Genomic DNA, 16037 nt, shown 5'->3' on the forward strand with positions numbered 1-16037 from the left:
TATGAAAAGACAAAATTTATTCTTACTTATTAATTTAGGAATTATGTTAGTTATTGGATTGGCATATATTATAGTCAATCAAAGCGTTGTGCTTCATGATGATGAAGATAAATTATTTGGACAAAAGGTTGATTTAATAAATGGGCAACAATTAGTAGAAATTCCTGAGTTGTCTGTATCTTCACGTAATATCCATATTATAGATTATAAGTGGACAGCAGTAGATAAAAATGAAGATGTTGTTGGTACTGTATATCATGTTATTATTAAAAATGATTTCCCATTAGCTGGGACAGACCTTGATTATGGAGTTATGGAATTTTTAGTTGGTATTGATACTTATAATGAAGTTTTCGTTCAATATATAAGAATTTATCAATCAAGTTGGGCTGTTGTGGGTATTCAAAAATATATACAAGATAATTACAATGGCATCAGTTATTTAAGTGTGAATGATGTTCCAAGTTTTGATGCAGACATCGTTTCGGGCGCTACAGAAAATCCAGCAACTGTATCAACAGATAGTGTAAAAACAATGATACAAGATGTTATAGTTCTTCATTACAATCTTGCTGAAGAAGATCCATATGTAGATATATTTGGTATTATGGATTATGACTTATCAGTTGACGCTACATTTATTCCAACAGAACATATTACAACAAAACTTATTGTTAGTGATCAAACAAATGAACTTGGTTATATTTATAGTATTACAGGTAGAGGTGAGTATCAAGATGGAGCATATGATACCATCGTGATAAACATTGTATTTGATATGACTGGTGAAATTGTAGGAGTCTTATTACCTGAAGAAACATATAATCATTCAATCGGTTCATATGGTAACAAAAATAAAACCTATGTAGAAGAATATGTAGGATTAACATTAAATGATATTCAAGCAAAAGTTGATTCAAATGGTAGTCAAGATGTTACAGCGGGAGCTTCTAATACAAGAGCATTAATTGATGCCTTATTAGAATTCTTCGTAAGTGAGGTGAACTAGATGACAGAAACTAAAAAAATACCGGTTAAAAAAATACCTCCTAAAAAAGTTAAGGAAAAAGAAGAAAGTTTAATGGATATCTTTACAAAAGGTATTTGGAAAGAAAATGGAATCTTTGTAATGGTTTTAGGGATGTGTCCAGCATTAGCGGTAACAGCAACATTTGAAGGCGCATTTGGTATGGGAATCTTGGTTATGATCATACTTACATTAACCAATACATCAGTTTCATCGATTAGAAAATTTGTACCTTCAACAGTAAGAATTCCAGCTTATGTAATTATTATTGCGACTGAAGTTACAGTATTAAAAATGGTTGTTGATGCATTTGCACCATCACTTGCAGCTGAATTAGGTGTCTTTATTGCACTTATTACTGTAAACTGTGTAGTCTTTGGTAGAGCCGAAGCATTTGCTTCTAAAAATAAAGTCTTTCCATCTATGTTAGATGGTCTAGGCGTTGCACTTGGTTTTGGTATTTCATTATCCATGATAGGTTTTGCTAGAGAATTTTTTGGAACTGGCATGATTAAATTTGGACAAGTTTTACCACTTGGATTTGAATATACATTACTTGGAAATGCTGGTTTAGATAAATATGCATTCTCAGTATTAGTACAACCTCCAGGAGCATTCCTTATGATTGGATTCTTACTTGCAATTATTACTGCAATAAGACAATCAAAGAAAACGAAAGGAGCTAAGAAATAATGAGTTTACTTGCGATATTAATTTCTGCAATGTTAATTAATAACATTGTCTTAATGCAATTCTTAGGTCTATGTTCATTCTTTGGTGTGTCTACTAAGATGAAGTCAGTTGTTGGGATGGGATTTGCAGTTATTGTTGTTATTTTCTTAGCAGCACTTATTACATTTCCGTTATATCATTATGTTTTAGTACCATTAAATATAGCTTATATTGATACGATTGCATTTATCCTAGTAATCGCATCACTAGTACAATTAACAGAACTAGTCATTAAACGTGTGAGCACAAGCTTATACAAAGCTTTAGGAGTTTATCTTCCTTTGATTGCAACAAACTGTGCGGTATTAGGAGTTGCATTAAATAATGTAGCTGTACCACAAAGTTACATACAAGCAATGACATATGCTCTAGGTTCAGGATTAGGTTTTGCATTTATTATTATTACATTTACTGCAATTCGCTTAAGATTAGATAGTGCGAACGTGCCAAAAGCACTAAAAGGTATGCCAATTGCGTTAGTAACTGCGGGGCTTATGGCTCTAGCATTTATGGGATTATCGGGGCTTATCTAATGGAACAATTCTTAATATTAATGGCTATTTTAATTGGAATCATTGTTTTATATGTTGGCACAATGTATTTAAACAGTAAAGTAGCTGTTCCAGAAAGTTGTAAAGAAGCATACCTAGAAGCACAACATTGTGAATCGTGTGCTTCAAGAGATGGCGGAAGTTGTGGGTTTAGCGACACACTTGAATTCATGAAGGAGGTTAAATTATGATCGAAGTATTATATCCTTTCATGGTTTTAGGCGTATTAGGTGCATTAATGGGCGTAATTTTATCACTTGCACATAAATATCTAACAGTTGTTGAAGATCCGCGTATCAATGAAGTTGAAAAATTATTACCTAACTATAATTGTGGTGCTTGTGGTACACCAGGGTGTCATGCATTTGCAGAAGCAATAGTTACGGGTGAAATTAAAAGCCTTTCTAAATGTAAACCAGGGAAAGCTGATAAACATTTCAATCCTATTTTGGAGTACTTAAAAGAACATCCAAATGCGGATGGATCAAATGTAGATGTGAAGATTTAGGACATTAAATATGTCCTTTTCTTTATGTTGTTATGATATAATAAAAAAGATAAAACTTGAAGAAGGTATCAAATGAGAAAACTATTTATTTTAGGCATGATGTTAAGTTCATTATTAATGTTAACCGCATGCCGATCACAAGAAATATATATATTTAATTTCTACGACTATATGGACACGTTTATTACGGTATCTGTGTCTGCTTCTAGCGAGAAAGATGCAGATCAATATAAACAAGATATTGATGCTATTTTCAGTATGTATCATGACTTGTCAACATCTTATGATGCGCTTGAACAAGAATCAGTATATATGGAAAATCTATATTCAATTAATCAAAAAATAGGACAAAAACTTGAGATTGATCAACCATTATATGATTTAATTTTCTATGCACAAGAAATTAAAAATTTATCTGATAATTATTTTGATATATCTATAGGAAAAGTAGTTGATGTCTGGAAGCAGTTAATGACTGAAATTACTGATGGGTATGAAATTGGAGATTCTATATTTGTTTATCATTACTATGATGGTGAAAAATCAGAAGAAAATAAAGTTATTGTTAATCAAACAGGGACGATAACATCTATTCAAACTGATGCAGACAATGATAATACAGTTTTAAGCATTACCTTAAGTATTAATGATCAATCACTTACGCTTGATAAATATGATGCATATGAAAAAGAAGTTTCAGATCAAAGCTACCAAAATGCATTAGATGACATAGAACAATTAGATTTGTTAGACAATGAGATTTTATTAGACAATGAAGATGATAAGTATTTTATAACTATTCTAGGCAACGATATTAAGCTTGATTTAGGTGCAATTGCAAAAGGGTATGCAACTCAAAAAGCATATGAATATATAAACGAACAAAGTATAAAATATTTTTCAATTACATCGGGCAGTAGTTCAATTGTTTTAGGTGAAAATAAAAATAGAGCTGATGAAGATTATATTTATAAAGTTTCTTTAGCAAATCCAGTCAAAATTGAATTTACAGACAAAGCCACTTATGGTACGATAAATGTTAAAAATATAAGCGTCACTACAAGTGCAAATTATGAGCAATATATTCTTCATCAAGGATATAGATATCATCATATCGTATCTCCAATAGAAATGATGCCTGTTCAGTATTACCATGCTGTAACAATCATAGGACAAGATGCTGGATTATTAGATGCTCTATCTACAGCACTATTTTCAATGAGTCCTGAAGTTTTGGATGCTTGGCTTTTAGAACACCAAACAGATCTTGGAATAGAATTAATTATTTTTAATCAAGATAATACGATAACAACTTATTTAAAAGATGTAGTTTTTGAGGAACATTAGCAATGGAAAATACTATTAAGAAAACAACTAAAAATCAAAGAGATATTTTTTTGATTGTCTTCCTATTAATAATAGTGGGTGGTTTTTTCTTATATTTTCAAGTATTTAGATCTGTAGAAGATGCTAGTTATGCTCATGTTTATTATGGAACTTCTAACGAACCTTTGGTTACTATTGATTTTACAAAAAATGAAGTTATTTTAATTGAAAATCAAAATGTTCCAAGTTCATATGATCAAAACTACCCAATTATCAACGAAGCACAAAAAACAATTACATTATTAGGCGATTATGAAATTAATGGCACTAGACAAGTTGTCATCATAACTTATGATTTCGGAAGAAAAACAGTTCAAGTCATAGAAGAACAAAGTCCGAACAATATATGTAGTAAAGAAGGAGTATCAAATGGGAAACCATTGATTTGCTTACCTAATCGAGTTCGAGTAGAATTTGAAGTCGATAGTGAATCTGATTTCACCGTTTAATATTATGAAAAATACAAGAAAAATGATATTGCTTGCGAACTTTTTAGCAATCGCAATTGTCTTAAATTTAATAGAATCAGCATTGTTCTTATCACCAATACCAGGTGCTAAATTAGGATTTGCTAATGTGATTACATTAATCATCTTATATGTTTATTCATTCAAGGATAGTAGTGCATTGACATTAATGAGGGTTATTTTAGTAGGTGTTCTAAGTGGACGTTTATTAGGACCTACTTTTTATATGAGCATAAGTGGTGCAGCTGCATCAGTGATTGCGATGGGTGTTTTTAAAAAGTTAAATATTTTTAGTATACTTGGTGTTAGTGTTATCGGATCAGTTTTTCATGTGTTTGGACAAATTGCAGCAGGTATATTTGTAATAGGCAGTATAGCAGTTTTATATTGGATGCCAGTCATGTTACTTTTAAGCATACCTGCAGGTATTATTACAGGTCTGATAGCTAAAAAATTTGTCGCTTTATGGAACGTTTGGTATCATGATGTAACTTAAAAGATAAAATTAAAAAATATAACTTGAATTATTAAAATAGTAATGATATAATGAACTAGCAAAAACTTACTATGGCTAAGAAGCTATGGCGGAAGGAGATAAGTTATGAAAACAGGAATTCATCCAAAATATAACGTTATTAAAGTAAAATGTTCTACATGTGGTTTTGAACATGAAGTAGGTACAACAGCAAAAGACTTTAGAATTGATACATGTTCAAATTGTCATCCATTCTATACAGGTCAACAATCATTTATTCAAGTTGCTGGACGTGTTGAAAGATTTAATAAACGTTACGGAATTAAATCACAAAATCAAAACAATCAAGAAAAACAAGACAATCAAGACAATGAATAACGTGATGTTAAATCACGTTTTTTGTTAAAAAACTATAAATTAAGGGGTAATCACTATGTATCACACATATAAAAACGGATTTATAGAAGTTGTATGCGGGCCAATGTTTGCAGGAAAAACAGAAGAGCTAATTAGACGTATTAAACGATTAGAATATGCTAAACAAAATGTTCTAGTGTTTAAACCTAAAGTTGATACAAGATATGCAAGAGAAGAAATTGTTTCACATAACATGAGCAAAAAACCTTCTATCATTATTGACAAAAGCATAGAAATTATGTCTTATATTAAAGATAATACAGATGCAGTAGTCATAGACGAAGTTCAATTTTTCGATCACGATATTGTAAATATTGCTGAACATCTTGCTGATAAAGGTATAAGAGTTATTGTTGGTGGACTGGACCGTGATTTTAGAGGTGAGTCTTTTGGACCAATGCCTGATTTATTATCAAGAGCAGAATTTGTAACTAAATTAACTGCTATTTGTGTAAAAAGTGGACTACCTGCAACAAGAACTCAACGGATTATAAATGGTAAGCCTGCTCATTATGAAGATCCAACCATTTTAGTAGGAGCTAATGAATCATATGAACCTAGATCAAGACATTATCATGAAGTCCCAGGAAAACCTAAAAAAATATAAGTATATGAGAGCTGCTTTAAAAGAGGCTGAAAAAGCAGCGTTAAAAGATGAAGTTCCAGTTGGAGCTGTTGTCGTATATCAAGATAAGATTATCGCAAGAGCACATAATTTAAGAGAATCCAAACAGATTATACAAGGTCATGCTGAGTTTTTAGCGATGATGAAAGCAGCAAAAAAAATTGGATCTTGGAGATTGGAAGATTGTGAAATATATGTTACAATGGAACCGTGTCCGATGTGTGCTGGGGCAATGATTCAATCAAGGATAAAAAAAGTATATTATGGTGTTAAAGATTATAAATCAGGAGTTGTTGACAGTATATGTCAGCTGTTTGAATTACCTTTTAATCATAAGGTAGAATCTGAAGGATTGATCATGTCTGAAGAAAGTGAAAAGTTAATTAAAACTTTCTTTAAGAAATTACGTCAAAGATAAATTAAATCCCTATCAAGCATCATCATTCAATAGTAACTTGTGAACCTGGTCAGATCTTGATCGAAGCAGCCATAAGCATGTTTACTATGTGGGTGATGATGCTTGATAGGGATTTTTATATGATTTACCATAATTATGTATAAAAATAAGATGTAATGTTATAATAAAAATGACGGAGGAATTAATTATGAAATTGAATGCTAAAATTTATAAACAATTAACAAATGAACCATTTGAGAAACAAGTGATTGATGGAAGAAATGTTGAGTTTCATCACATGGATGATACTCCATATTTGACACAATATGCTGGTAGAGGTAGATTTGCAGTATGGACTTCAGATGGAAATGACTATAAGGTTTTAATAGAAAGTACTTATTATGACGCACTAAAACCTTTCTATGAATATGAAGTTAATGTAATATGGTTAGGATTTTTAGATAAAGTATCATCTTTAAGTAAAAAGATAAATAACTTCTTTATTATTCCAACTTTGGCTTTGTATGCAATAGGCGCAATCCTTGCGATTCTCTTTTTTCAAGATCAAACATTACCTATTTTATTGGGGCTTATTGTTTTAGTAGTAATTAGCAATATAGTTCAAAGTAAAGTAGTCAATAAAAAAGTTAGAGCTGAAAATATCGCTACGCAAGATAAGATAAGAGATTATTTGGGTCAAGAAGATTTTGATCTACTTGTAAAAGCTCAAGAAGAACATTATCAAAAATACTTTAGTTTTGAAGAACAACCTATCGATGGAGAAACTGTAGAAGTTGATGAAGTAGAAATCGTAGAACTAGAGGAAGATGATTCAAAGAATGGAGATTTAAATGATGGAAAATAAAGCAATCAATGCACTTAGATTCTTAGGAGTAGATGCGATTAATAAAGCGAATTCTGGTCATCCAGGAATTGTCTTAGGATCAGCACCAATGGCTTATAAATTATTTACTGCTCATTTAAATATTGATGTAAAAAAACCAAATTGGATTAATAGAGATAGATTTGTACTAAGTGCAGGTCATGGTTCAATGCTATTATATGCATTAAATCATCTTTCAGGATATAAAATATCAATGGAAGATCTTGAAAACTTTAGATCAATTGGAAATACACCAGGACATCCTGAATATAGACATACTGATGGTGTTGAAGCAACAACCGGTCCACTTGGACAAGGCATTTCTAATGCTGTAGGTATGGCAATAGCTGAAACTCATTTAGCTGCTAGATTTAATAAACCTGAATTTAATGTTATGGATCATTACACATATGTTATATGTGGTGACGGAGACTTACAAGAAGGTGTTGCATTAGAATCTATTAGTTTAGCTGGTCATTTGGGATTAGGTAAACTTATTGTTTTATTTGATTCAAATGATATCCAATTAGATGGAAAAGTATCTCTTGCATATAGCGAAGATCATAAAAAGAAATTTGAAGCTATGGGATGGCAACATATTTTAGTTGAAGATGGCAATGATCTTAATCAAATTAATAAAGCAATTAATAAAGCTAAAAAAGATAGTAATAGACCATCAATGATTGAAGTTAAAACAATCATTGGTTTTGGAGCTACTAAACAAGGCACATCAAGTGTTCATGGATCACCTATTGGTTTTGAGGAAGCTACTAAGTTGCGTGAAACTTTAAATTGGCCATATAAACCATTTGAAATTCCAGAAGACGTATATAATCATTTCCATAAAAAAGTTACGCTTAGAGGACAAAGAGTTCATAAAAAATGGAAGATAATGTTTGATGCATATCAAGAAAAATATGCAGAGGAAGCAGAACTATTTGAATCTTTTATTAAAAATGATTATAAAATAGATCTTTTGGAATTAGAAGATCTAGCAAATGCACCAGAAGAAGCTACAAGAAATGTGAGTGGTAAAGTTTTACAAAGACTATCACAAAAACATTTAAACATTATTGGTGGCTCTGCAGATTTAACAGCTTCAACAAAAGCTAAGGGTGCAGATGGAAATTATGATAAAGATCATAGATTAGCTAGAAATATTAATTTTGGTGTAAGAGAACATGCGATGGGTGCTATTATTAACGGAATGACACTTCATGGTGGGTTAAAAGTTTTTGGTGGAGCATTCTTCGTGTTTAGCGATTATATGAAACCAGCCATACGTTTAGCTGCTATCATGAGTATTCCTTCAATTTTTGTATTCTCACATGATTCAATTGCTGTTGGAGAAGATGGTCCAACACATCAACCGATAGAACAACTCGCAGGATTGAGAGCAATTCCAAATCTAAATGTTATAAGACCAGCAGATGCAAGTGAAACAATTGCAGCGTGGAAAATTGCACTTGAATCAAAAGAAACACCTACAGTCATTGTACTTACTAGACAAAATGTAACTAATTATCAACATACTAGTTATGATGGTGTATTAAAAGGTGCATATATTGTATCAAAAGAAGAAAATGAATTAGATGGTATTTTACTTTCAGCTGGATCAGAAGTAGATTTAGCAATGCAAGCAAAAGAAATATTAAAAGAACAAGGATTAAACATTCGTGTTGTTAGTATGCCATCACAATTCTTATTTGATAAACAAACAAAAAAATATCAAAAAGAAGTTTTACCAAGAAGAAAGAAAATCTTAGCAATTGAAATGGCTAGTAGTATGCCATGGTATAAATACACTAAAGATGTTTATGGACTAGATACATTTGGCGCAAGCGCACCAATGGAAGATGTACTTAAACTATTTAACTTTACTAAAGAAGCAATTGCAGAAGCATTTTTAAAATAGACAGTTTAAAAAAGAAGTGATATTATGATATATGATTGTATTGTTGTTGGCGGTGGACATGCAGGTATTGAAGCTGCACTTGCTACAGCAAGATTAAATAAGAAAACTATACTTATAACAGGCAACCTTAACAAGGTTGCTTCTTTGCCTTGTAATCCTTCTATTGGAGGGCCTGCTAAAGGTATTGTTGTTAGAGAAATAGATGCACTTGGTGGACAAATGGCTAAAAGTGCAGATAAAGGACAAATACAAATTAAGATGCTAAATGCATCTAAAGGACCAGCTGTTCGGGCATTAAGGGCTCAAATTGATAAATTAAAGTATCCAAAAATCATGTTAGAGGTTTTAAAAAATACTGAAAATTTAACATTACTTGAAGATTTAGTGGAATCGTTAATCATTGAAGAAAACGAGGTCAAAGGTGTTATTCTAAACGACGGCACAAAAATATTTTCTAAATCCGTTATCATTACCACAGGTACTTATTTAAGTAGTAATATTTTAATAGGAGATGAAAAAATATTATCGGGACCTCAAGGAGATCCGACAACTTTTGGAATTAGTGCTCAATTAAAATCATTAGGATTTGAAATTTTAAGATTAAAAACAGGAACACCACCCAGAGTTAAAAAAGACAGTATTGATTATCTTAAAACTACTATTCAACCTGGTGATGGTAAAAATTACACATTTAGTTTTGATGAAATGTATTATGAAGACAACCCACAAGAATTTTGCTATTTAACTCACACATCCGAAATCACTCATGAACTCATTAATCAACATTTAAATGAATCTGCAATGTATAGTGGTGTTGTTGAAGGTGTAGGACCTAGATATTGTCCATCTATAGAAGATAAAGTGGTTCGTTTTAGTGATAAAAACAGACATCAAATATTTATTGAACCAGAAAGTTTAGAAATTGATGAAATGTATATTCAAGGATTGTCAACAAGTCTACCTAGATATGTACAAGAAGAAATGATAAGAACAATACCTGGTTTAGAACATGCACAAATTGTTAGATATGCGTATGCAATCGAATATGATGCGATTAATCCTATACAACTATTTCCTACTTTAGAAACTAAATTGGTCAACAATTTATATTGTGCAGGTCAAATTAATGGGACAAGTGGATATGAAGAAGCTGCAGGTCAAGGATTGATGGCAGGTATAAATGCATCTTTAAAACTTGATGGGAAAGAACCATTTATTTTAAAAAGACATGAAGCTTATATTGGTGTTTTGATAGACGACTTAGTTACTAAAGGCATATTAGATCCTTATAGACTTTTAACGTCTAGAGCAGAACATAGACTTTTACTTAGAAATGACAATGCAGACTTAAGATTAAGAACATATGGTTATGAATTAGGACTTGTAAACGAACAAACATATCAAAAGTTTTTAATAAAAAAAGAATATTATACAAAATTAGTTGAAATTGCTAATCATTTTAAAATAATGCCAAATGATTTAAATAATAGATACTTGGAATCAAGAGATTCAGCAAAAATATACGAAGCTGTATTTTTATCAGACTTATTAAAAAGACCTGAAATGAACAAAGAAGATATTAAACATTTTGTAGAAATGAAATTTGCGGAAGATATATATGAACAACTAGAAATTAAAGTTAAATATGAAGGTTATATTCAAAAAGCAATGAGAGAAGCAGAAAAAATGCAAAGACTGGATTATAAAAAACTGCCTGATTCACTAGATTATAATAAAATAAATAACATATCATCTGAAAGCAGAGAAAAGCTTATTAAAATTCGTCCTAAAACACTAGGACAGGCATCTAGAATATCTGGAGTAAATCCAGCAGATATTTCTTTATTACTGATTTATTTAGAATCAGAAAGCAGACATGAAAATGTTTAAAGATGATATAAAATATAATCTCAATATTCAAATAAGCGATAAACAACTTAGTCAATTTGAAACATATTATGAATTTTTAATAGAATATAATCAAATAACTAATTTAACAAGGATTACAGATAGAGAAGAAGTGTTCTATAAACATTTTTACGACTCATTGACTTTAGTGAAATCTATTGATATGACAAATGTTCGAAATCTTTGTGATATGGGAGCTGGAGCTGGTTTTCCAAGTATTCCATTAAAAATACTATTTCCAAATTTAAAGATAACTATCATTGACTCTTTAGGAAAAAGGATAACATTTTTAAAACAACTTTTAAAAAAGTTGCAAATTACAGATGTTTCAATAGTTTATGATCGAATTGAAAATTTTGCACTCTCAAATTCGGAAATTTTTGATGTTGTCACAGCTAGAGCGCTGGGTAAATTACCACTTATTCTAGAATTAGGGCTTCCAATGACTAAAATTGATGGATGTTTTGTTGCATATAAATCAAGTCAATATATAGATGAAGTCGATCAATCAAAACAAGCTTTAAAAATACTTGGTGGACAAATCTTGAATATTGTTGATATCAAATTGCCATATTCACATGGGGATAGATCACTTATTGTGATTAAAAAAACTAGAGAAACACCGAAAACGTATCCAAGATCATTTGCGTTAATTAAGAAAAAAACATTATAAAAGGAGCGATTATGGGAAAAATAATAGCTATTTCTAATCAAAAAGGTGGCGTTGGTAAAACAACTACAAGTGTAAATTTGTCAGCTGCTTTAGGGGAATTAAACAAAAAAGTACTATTAATTGATCTAGATCCTCAAGCCAGTACAACGACTAGTTTAGGGATAAATAGAAGTCTATTATATTCAACGGTTACCGATGTGCTTCTTAATCATATTGAAATTGAAGATAGTATAATTCATTTATCTGATATAAATGTTGATGTTATACCAGCAACTATTGAACTTGCCCATTTAGAGATAAAATTAGATATTGATGATAGAGAATATGCACTGAGCCATAAAATTCAAAGAATTGCCCATTTATATGATTTTATTGTTATAGATTGTCCGCCATCATTAGGTTTACTTACATTAAATGCATTATACGCTTCTAATTCGGTTCTAATTCCGGTACAATGCCAATACTTAGCAATTGATGGATTAACACAATTATTAAATACTATTAGAATTGTACAAAAGCAATTAAAAGTAAATAATAAAAGACTTGAAATTGAAGGCGTTTTGTTAACTATGTTAGACAAACGCACAAAAGCAGGATGGGAAATCGTCCATGAAATTAAAGATTATTTTAAAGAAGGTGTTTTTGACACCATTATTACAAGTAATGTAGCAGCACAAGTAGCTCCAACTTATGGATTACCTGTAACAACATTTGCACCAAGATCCCCTGCATCAAAATTATATAAATCATTAGCTAAGGAGGTTGTTGCTAATAATGAAAGAAGATAAAAAACCTAGAACACTTACCGATTTGTTAAAAGAGCATCATGTAGATGATGTATTAGAAGGCGAAGTCATTGATGAAATATCATTAAATGAAATTAAACCGAATCCGTTTCAACCACGTAGAATTTTTGATCAGGAAAAAATTGATGAACTTGCACAATCTATTAGAGAACATGGTATTTTCCAACCTATAATTATCAAAAAGCAAAAAGATGGCTTTATAATTGTTTCAGGTGAGAGAAGATATAGAGCTGCGCAACAAGTTGGGTTAAAAACTATACCATCAATTATTAGACAATATGAAGCGTCAAAAGTTGCTGAAATTGCATTGGCAGAAAATTTACAAAGAGAAAACTTAACTCCGATTGAAGAAGCAGAAGCCTATAAAGTTGTAATGAATCATTTAAGTTTGACTCAAACTGAATTAGCACATAAAATTGGAAAGAGTCGTTCCCATGTTACTAATATGCTCGGACTATTAAATCTACCCTCAGAAACTCAAGATATGTTATTAACTAGTCAAATTAGTATGGGTCATGCTAGAGCATTAAGTAAATTAGAAAATGCTGCACAGATAAATAAGTTAGCAAAACTAATTGTATCTAAACAACTTAGTGTAAGACAAGTGGAAGAATTGACTCAAACTGAGGATAAAACGAATAAAATAAGAAGAACTCCACGCACTAGATATGTCTTAGAAGAAAAAAAACTTACAACATATTTGAAACATAAAGTTAGAATTGATGATAAAAAAATAATTATTTATTATGATGAAAATGAATTAGATTCTATGTTAGATAGGTTATTAAAAAAATGAAATATGAAATAAATGATATTATCACATTAAAAAAACAACATGTGTGTGGTTCTTATGACTGGATAGTTATAAGAACTGGCGCAGAGTTGAAAATAAAATGTGCAAAATGTAATAGAGAAATAATGATTTTAAAAAAAGAATTAGATAAAAAGATAAAAAAAACAACCAAATTGGAATAATCTTGTAAAACAATCTAATTTTAGGTCTAAAAAACACGTAAAAAAGCTCTATTTTTAATGATATATTATAAAAATATATAAAAATATATAAAAGTGTTGATTTTTTCAATATGATAAGATAGAATAGTAAGGCAAGCCCAAAATTGGAGGGGTAGCGAAGTGGCTAAACGCGGCAGACTGTAAATCTGTTCCTAACGGTTCGGCAGTTCGAATCTGCCCCCCTCCACCATTCTATATAAAGCCTTAAAAAAACTATCGATAAAAATGCATCTTAGATATTGACAAGGCTCTTTTATAATGATAGAATGTATAAGCACGCGCAAACAAGCGTGGAAGCACAAGGTCTTTGAAAACTGAATTATGATGAGTGTATCAAACGAAGAAACAAAGAAACAAAGAAACAAAACAAAGCTAGAAAACAAAAAGAGCTATTAACAAACAAACTATACTATATGGAGAGTTTGATCCTGGCTCAGGATGAACGCTGGCGGCGTGCCTAATACATGCAAGTCGGACGCACTAATTTATTAGTGAGTGGCGAACGGGTGAGTAACACGTAGGTAATCTACCTTTAAGACGAGGATAACCATTGGAAACGATGGCTAAGACTGGATAGGAATATGTAAGGCATCTTATATATTTTAAAAGACCTAGCAATAGGTATACTTAAAGAGGAGCCTGCGGCGCATTAGTTAGTTGGTGAGGTGATGGCTTACCAAGACAGTGATGCGTAGCCGGACTGAGAGGTTGAACGGCCACATTGGGACTGAGACACGGCCCAAACTCCTACGGGAGGCAGCAGTAGGGAATTTTCGGCAATGGGGGCAACCCTGACCGAGCAACGCCGCGTGAATGACGAAGTACTTCGGTATGTAAAGTTCTTTTATTAGGGAAGAATGACTTGTGGAAAAGCAAGTGTGACGGTACCTAATGAATAAGCCCCGGCTAACTATGTGCCAGCAGCCGCGGTAATACATAGGGGGCAAGCGTTATCCGGAATTATTGGGCGTAAAGGGTGCGTAGGCGGTTATTTAAGTCTTTGGTGTAAGTGCAGAGCTCAACTCTGTGATGCTAAGGAAACTGGATAACTTGAGTGTGGTAGAGGTAAGTAGAATTCCATGTGTAGCGGTAAAATGCGTAAATATATGGAGGAATACCAGTGGCGAAGGCGGCTTACTGGGCCACAACTGACGCTGAGGCACGAAAGCGTGGGGAGCAAACAGGATTAGATACCCTGGTAGTCCACGCCGTAAACGATGAGTACTAAGTGTTGGAGAAATTCAGTGCTGTAGTTAACGCAATAAGTACTCCGCCTGAGTAGTACGTGCGCAAGCATGAAACTCAAAGGAATTGACGGGACCCCGCACAAGCGGTGGATCATGTTGTTTAATTCGATGATACGCGAAGAACCTTACCAGGTCTTGACATACCATGCAAAGCTATAGAGATATAGTGGAGGTTATCATGGATACAGGTGGTGCATGGTTGTCGTCAGCTCGTGTCGTGAGATGTTGGGTTAAGTCCCGCAACGAGCGCAACCCTTATTGCTAGTTACCATCATTAAGTTGGGGACTCTAGCGAGACTGCCAGTGATAAACTGGAGGAAGGTGGGGATGACGTCAAATCATCATGCCCCTTATGACCTGGGCTACAAACGTGATACAATGGCTGAAACAAAGGGCAGCGAAGCAGTGATGTGAAGCGAAACCCAAAAAAGCAGTCTCAGTTCGGATTGAAGTCTGCAACTCGACTTCATGAAGTCGGAATCGCTAGTAATCGCGAATCAGAATGTCGCGGTGAATACGTTCTCGGGGTTTGTACACACCGCCCGTCAAACCACGAAAGTTGACAATACCCAAAGCCGGTGGCCTAACTCTTCGGAGAGGGAGCCGTTTAAGGTAGGGTTGATGATTGGGGTTAAGTCGTAACAAGGTATCCCTACGGGAACGTGGGGATGGATCACCTCCTTTCTAAGGAGAAAGGCATATGCAATAACGCATATACAAATTTCCAAGATACACTCATCATATTCAGTTTTGAAAGACCTTAGCTTCAAATTACATGGGCCTATAGCTCAGGTGGTTAGAGCGCACGCCTGATAAGCGTGAGGTCGATGGTTCAAGTCCATTTAGGCCCACCATTTAATTTTTAAATAGCTTTACATATTTTAAGGGGCCTTAGCTCAGCTGGGAGAGCGCCTGCTTTGCACGCAATGCAGGAGGCAGAAGTTCAAATCTTCTAGACCCCACCAAGAGATCTTTGAAAAGTAGATAAATTCTGTCGTAAATGAAA

At 32.6% G+C, this 16037-nt stretch carries 18 protein-coding genes, 3 tRNA genes, 1 rRNA gene and 1 other RNA gene; all 23 read left to right on the forward strand.

What is annotated here, in order from left to right; genetic code table 11:
• Position 1 precedes the first annotated feature (1 nt).
• The 23 genes from MPAN_RS00960 (at position 2) to MPAN_RS01070 (ending at position 15996) form a co-directional block, all read left to right on the forward strand.
• Positions 2–1009, forward strand: coding sequence for a hypothetical protein (locus tag MPAN_RS00960; RefSeq protein ID WP_176239167.1), 1008 nt, complete (start codon positions 2–4; stop codon positions 1007–1009).
• A complete protein-coding gene (gene rsxE, locus MPAN_RS00965; protein ID WP_176239168.1) occupies positions 1010–1720 on the forward strand; it encodes an electron transport complex subunit RsxE in 711 nt (236 codons plus the stop codon).
• A complete protein-coding gene (locus tag MPAN_RS00970) occupies positions 1720–2292 on the forward strand; it encodes an electron transport complex protein RnfA (protein WP_176239169.1) in 573 nt (190 codons plus the stop codon). The genes rsxE and MPAN_RS00970 overlap by 1 nt, the downstream gene beginning before the upstream one ends.
• Positions 2292–2501 (forward strand): hypothetical protein, encoded by a 210-nt coding sequence (locus MPAN_RS00975; RefSeq protein ID WP_176239170.1) that lies wholly within the window; start codon positions 2292–2294, stop codon positions 2499–2501. Before MPAN_RS00970 ends, MPAN_RS00975 begins: the two co-directional genes overlap by 1 nt.
• Positions 2498–2818 (forward strand): (Fe-S)-binding protein, encoded by a 321-nt coding sequence (locus MPAN_RS00980; RefSeq protein WP_231756789.1) that lies wholly within the window; start codon positions 2498–2500, stop codon positions 2816–2818. The genes MPAN_RS00975 and MPAN_RS00980 overlap by 4 nt, the downstream gene beginning before the upstream one ends.
• A gap of 72 nt (positions 2819–2890) precedes the next feature.
• Positions 2891–4165 (forward strand): FAD:protein FMN transferase, encoded by a 1275-nt coding sequence (locus MPAN_RS00985; protein WP_176239171.1) that lies wholly within the window; start codon positions 2891–2893, stop codon positions 4163–4165.
• Between the two features lie 2 nt (positions 4166–4167).
• Positions 4168–4653: a NusG domain II-containing protein gene (locus MPAN_RS00990; protein WP_176239172.1), complete on the forward strand. Its 486-nt coding sequence runs from the start codon at positions 4168–4170 to the stop codon at positions 4651–4653.
• Entirely contained in the window at positions 4631–5167 is a 537-nt protein-coding gene (locus tag MPAN_RS00995; protein ID WP_176239173.1) for a Gx transporter family protein, read from the forward strand. The genes MPAN_RS00990 and MPAN_RS00995 overlap by 23 nt, the downstream gene beginning before the upstream one ends.
• 105 nt (positions 5168–5272) lie before the next feature.
• Positions 5273–5524 carry a 50S ribosomal protein L31 gene (rpmE, locus tag MPAN_RS01000; protein WP_176239174.1) on the forward strand — a complete coding sequence of 84 codons (252 nt, stop codon included), beginning with the start codon at positions 5273–5275 and terminating at the stop codon, positions 5522–5524.
• 55 nt (positions 5525–5579) lie between these two features.
• A complete protein-coding gene (locus MPAN_RS01005) occupies positions 5580–6170 on the forward strand; it encodes a thymidine kinase (RefSeq protein WP_176239175.1) in 591 nt (196 codons plus the stop codon).
• 4 nt (positions 6171–6174) lie between these two features.
• The gene (locus MPAN_RS01010; RefSeq protein WP_231756790.1) at positions 6175–6606 is read left to right on the forward strand and encodes a nucleoside deaminase; all 432 of its coding nucleotides are present in this window, start codon (positions 6175–6177) and stop codon (positions 6604–6606) included.
• A 13-nt stretch (positions 6607–6619) separates the two neighbouring features.
• An RNA gene (gene ffs, locus MPAN_RS01015) (signal recognition particle sRNA small type) lies at positions 6620–6714 on the forward strand.
• Positions 6715–6793: 79 nt separating this feature from the next.
• Entirely contained in the window at positions 6794–7450 is a 657-nt protein-coding gene (locus MPAN_RS01020) for a hypothetical protein (protein WP_176239176.1), read from the forward strand.
• A complete protein-coding gene (tkt, locus tag MPAN_RS01025) occupies positions 7440–9383 on the forward strand; it encodes a transketolase (RefSeq protein ID WP_231756791.1) in 1944 nt (647 codons plus the stop codon). The genes MPAN_RS01020 and tkt overlap by 11 nt, the downstream gene beginning before the upstream one ends.
• 24 nt (positions 9384–9407) lie before the next feature.
• The gene (gene mnmG / locus MPAN_RS01030) at positions 9408–11273 is read left to right on the forward strand and encodes a tRNA uridine-5-carboxymethylaminomethyl(34) synthesis enzyme MnmG (RefSeq protein ID WP_176239178.1); all 1866 of its coding nucleotides are present in this window, start codon (positions 9408–9410) and stop codon (positions 11271–11273) included.
• Positions 11266–11964, forward strand: coding sequence for a 16S rRNA (guanine(527)-N(7))-methyltransferase RsmG (gene rsmG, locus MPAN_RS01035; RefSeq protein WP_231756792.1), 699 nt, complete (start codon positions 11266–11268; stop codon positions 11962–11964). The genes mnmG and rsmG overlap by 8 nt, the downstream gene beginning before the upstream one ends.
• Before the next feature lie 11 nt (positions 11965–11975).
• Positions 11976–12752: a ParA family protein gene (locus MPAN_RS01040; protein WP_176239180.1), complete on the forward strand. Its 777-nt coding sequence runs from the start codon at positions 11976–11978 to the stop codon at positions 12750–12752.
• Positions 12739–13566: a ParB/RepB/Spo0J family partition protein gene (locus MPAN_RS01045; protein WP_176239181.1), complete on the forward strand. Its 828-nt coding sequence runs from the start codon at positions 12739–12741 to the stop codon at positions 13564–13566. Before MPAN_RS01040 ends, MPAN_RS01045 begins: the two co-directional genes overlap by 14 nt.
• Complete coding sequence (locus tag MPAN_RS01050; protein ID WP_176239182.1) at positions 13563–13745, forward strand: DUF951 domain-containing protein; 183 nt, start codon at positions 13563–13565, stop codon at positions 13743–13745. The genes MPAN_RS01045 and MPAN_RS01050 overlap by 4 nt, the downstream gene beginning before the upstream one ends.
• A gap of 145 nt (positions 13746–13890) precedes the next feature.
• A tRNA-Tyr gene (locus MPAN_RS01055) sits at positions 13891–13974 on the forward strand.
• Positions 13975–14194: 220 nt separating this feature from the next.
• Positions 14195–15715: ribosomal RNA gene (locus MPAN_RS01060) — 16S ribosomal RNA — on the forward strand.
• 93 nt (positions 15716–15808) lie between these two features.
• Positions 15809–15885, forward strand: a tRNA-Ile gene (locus MPAN_RS01065).
• Positions 15886–15916: 31 nt separating this feature from the next.
• Positions 15917–15996 (forward strand) — tRNA-OTHER (locus tag MPAN_RS01070).
• The last annotated feature ends 41 nt before the right edge of the window (positions 15997–16037 follow it).

It is taken from the genome of Mariniplasma anaerobium, assembly GCF_016865445.1.
Lineage (GTDB): Bacteria > Bacillota_I > Bacilli_A > Acholeplasmatales > Acholeplasmataceae > Mariniplasma > Mariniplasma anaerobium.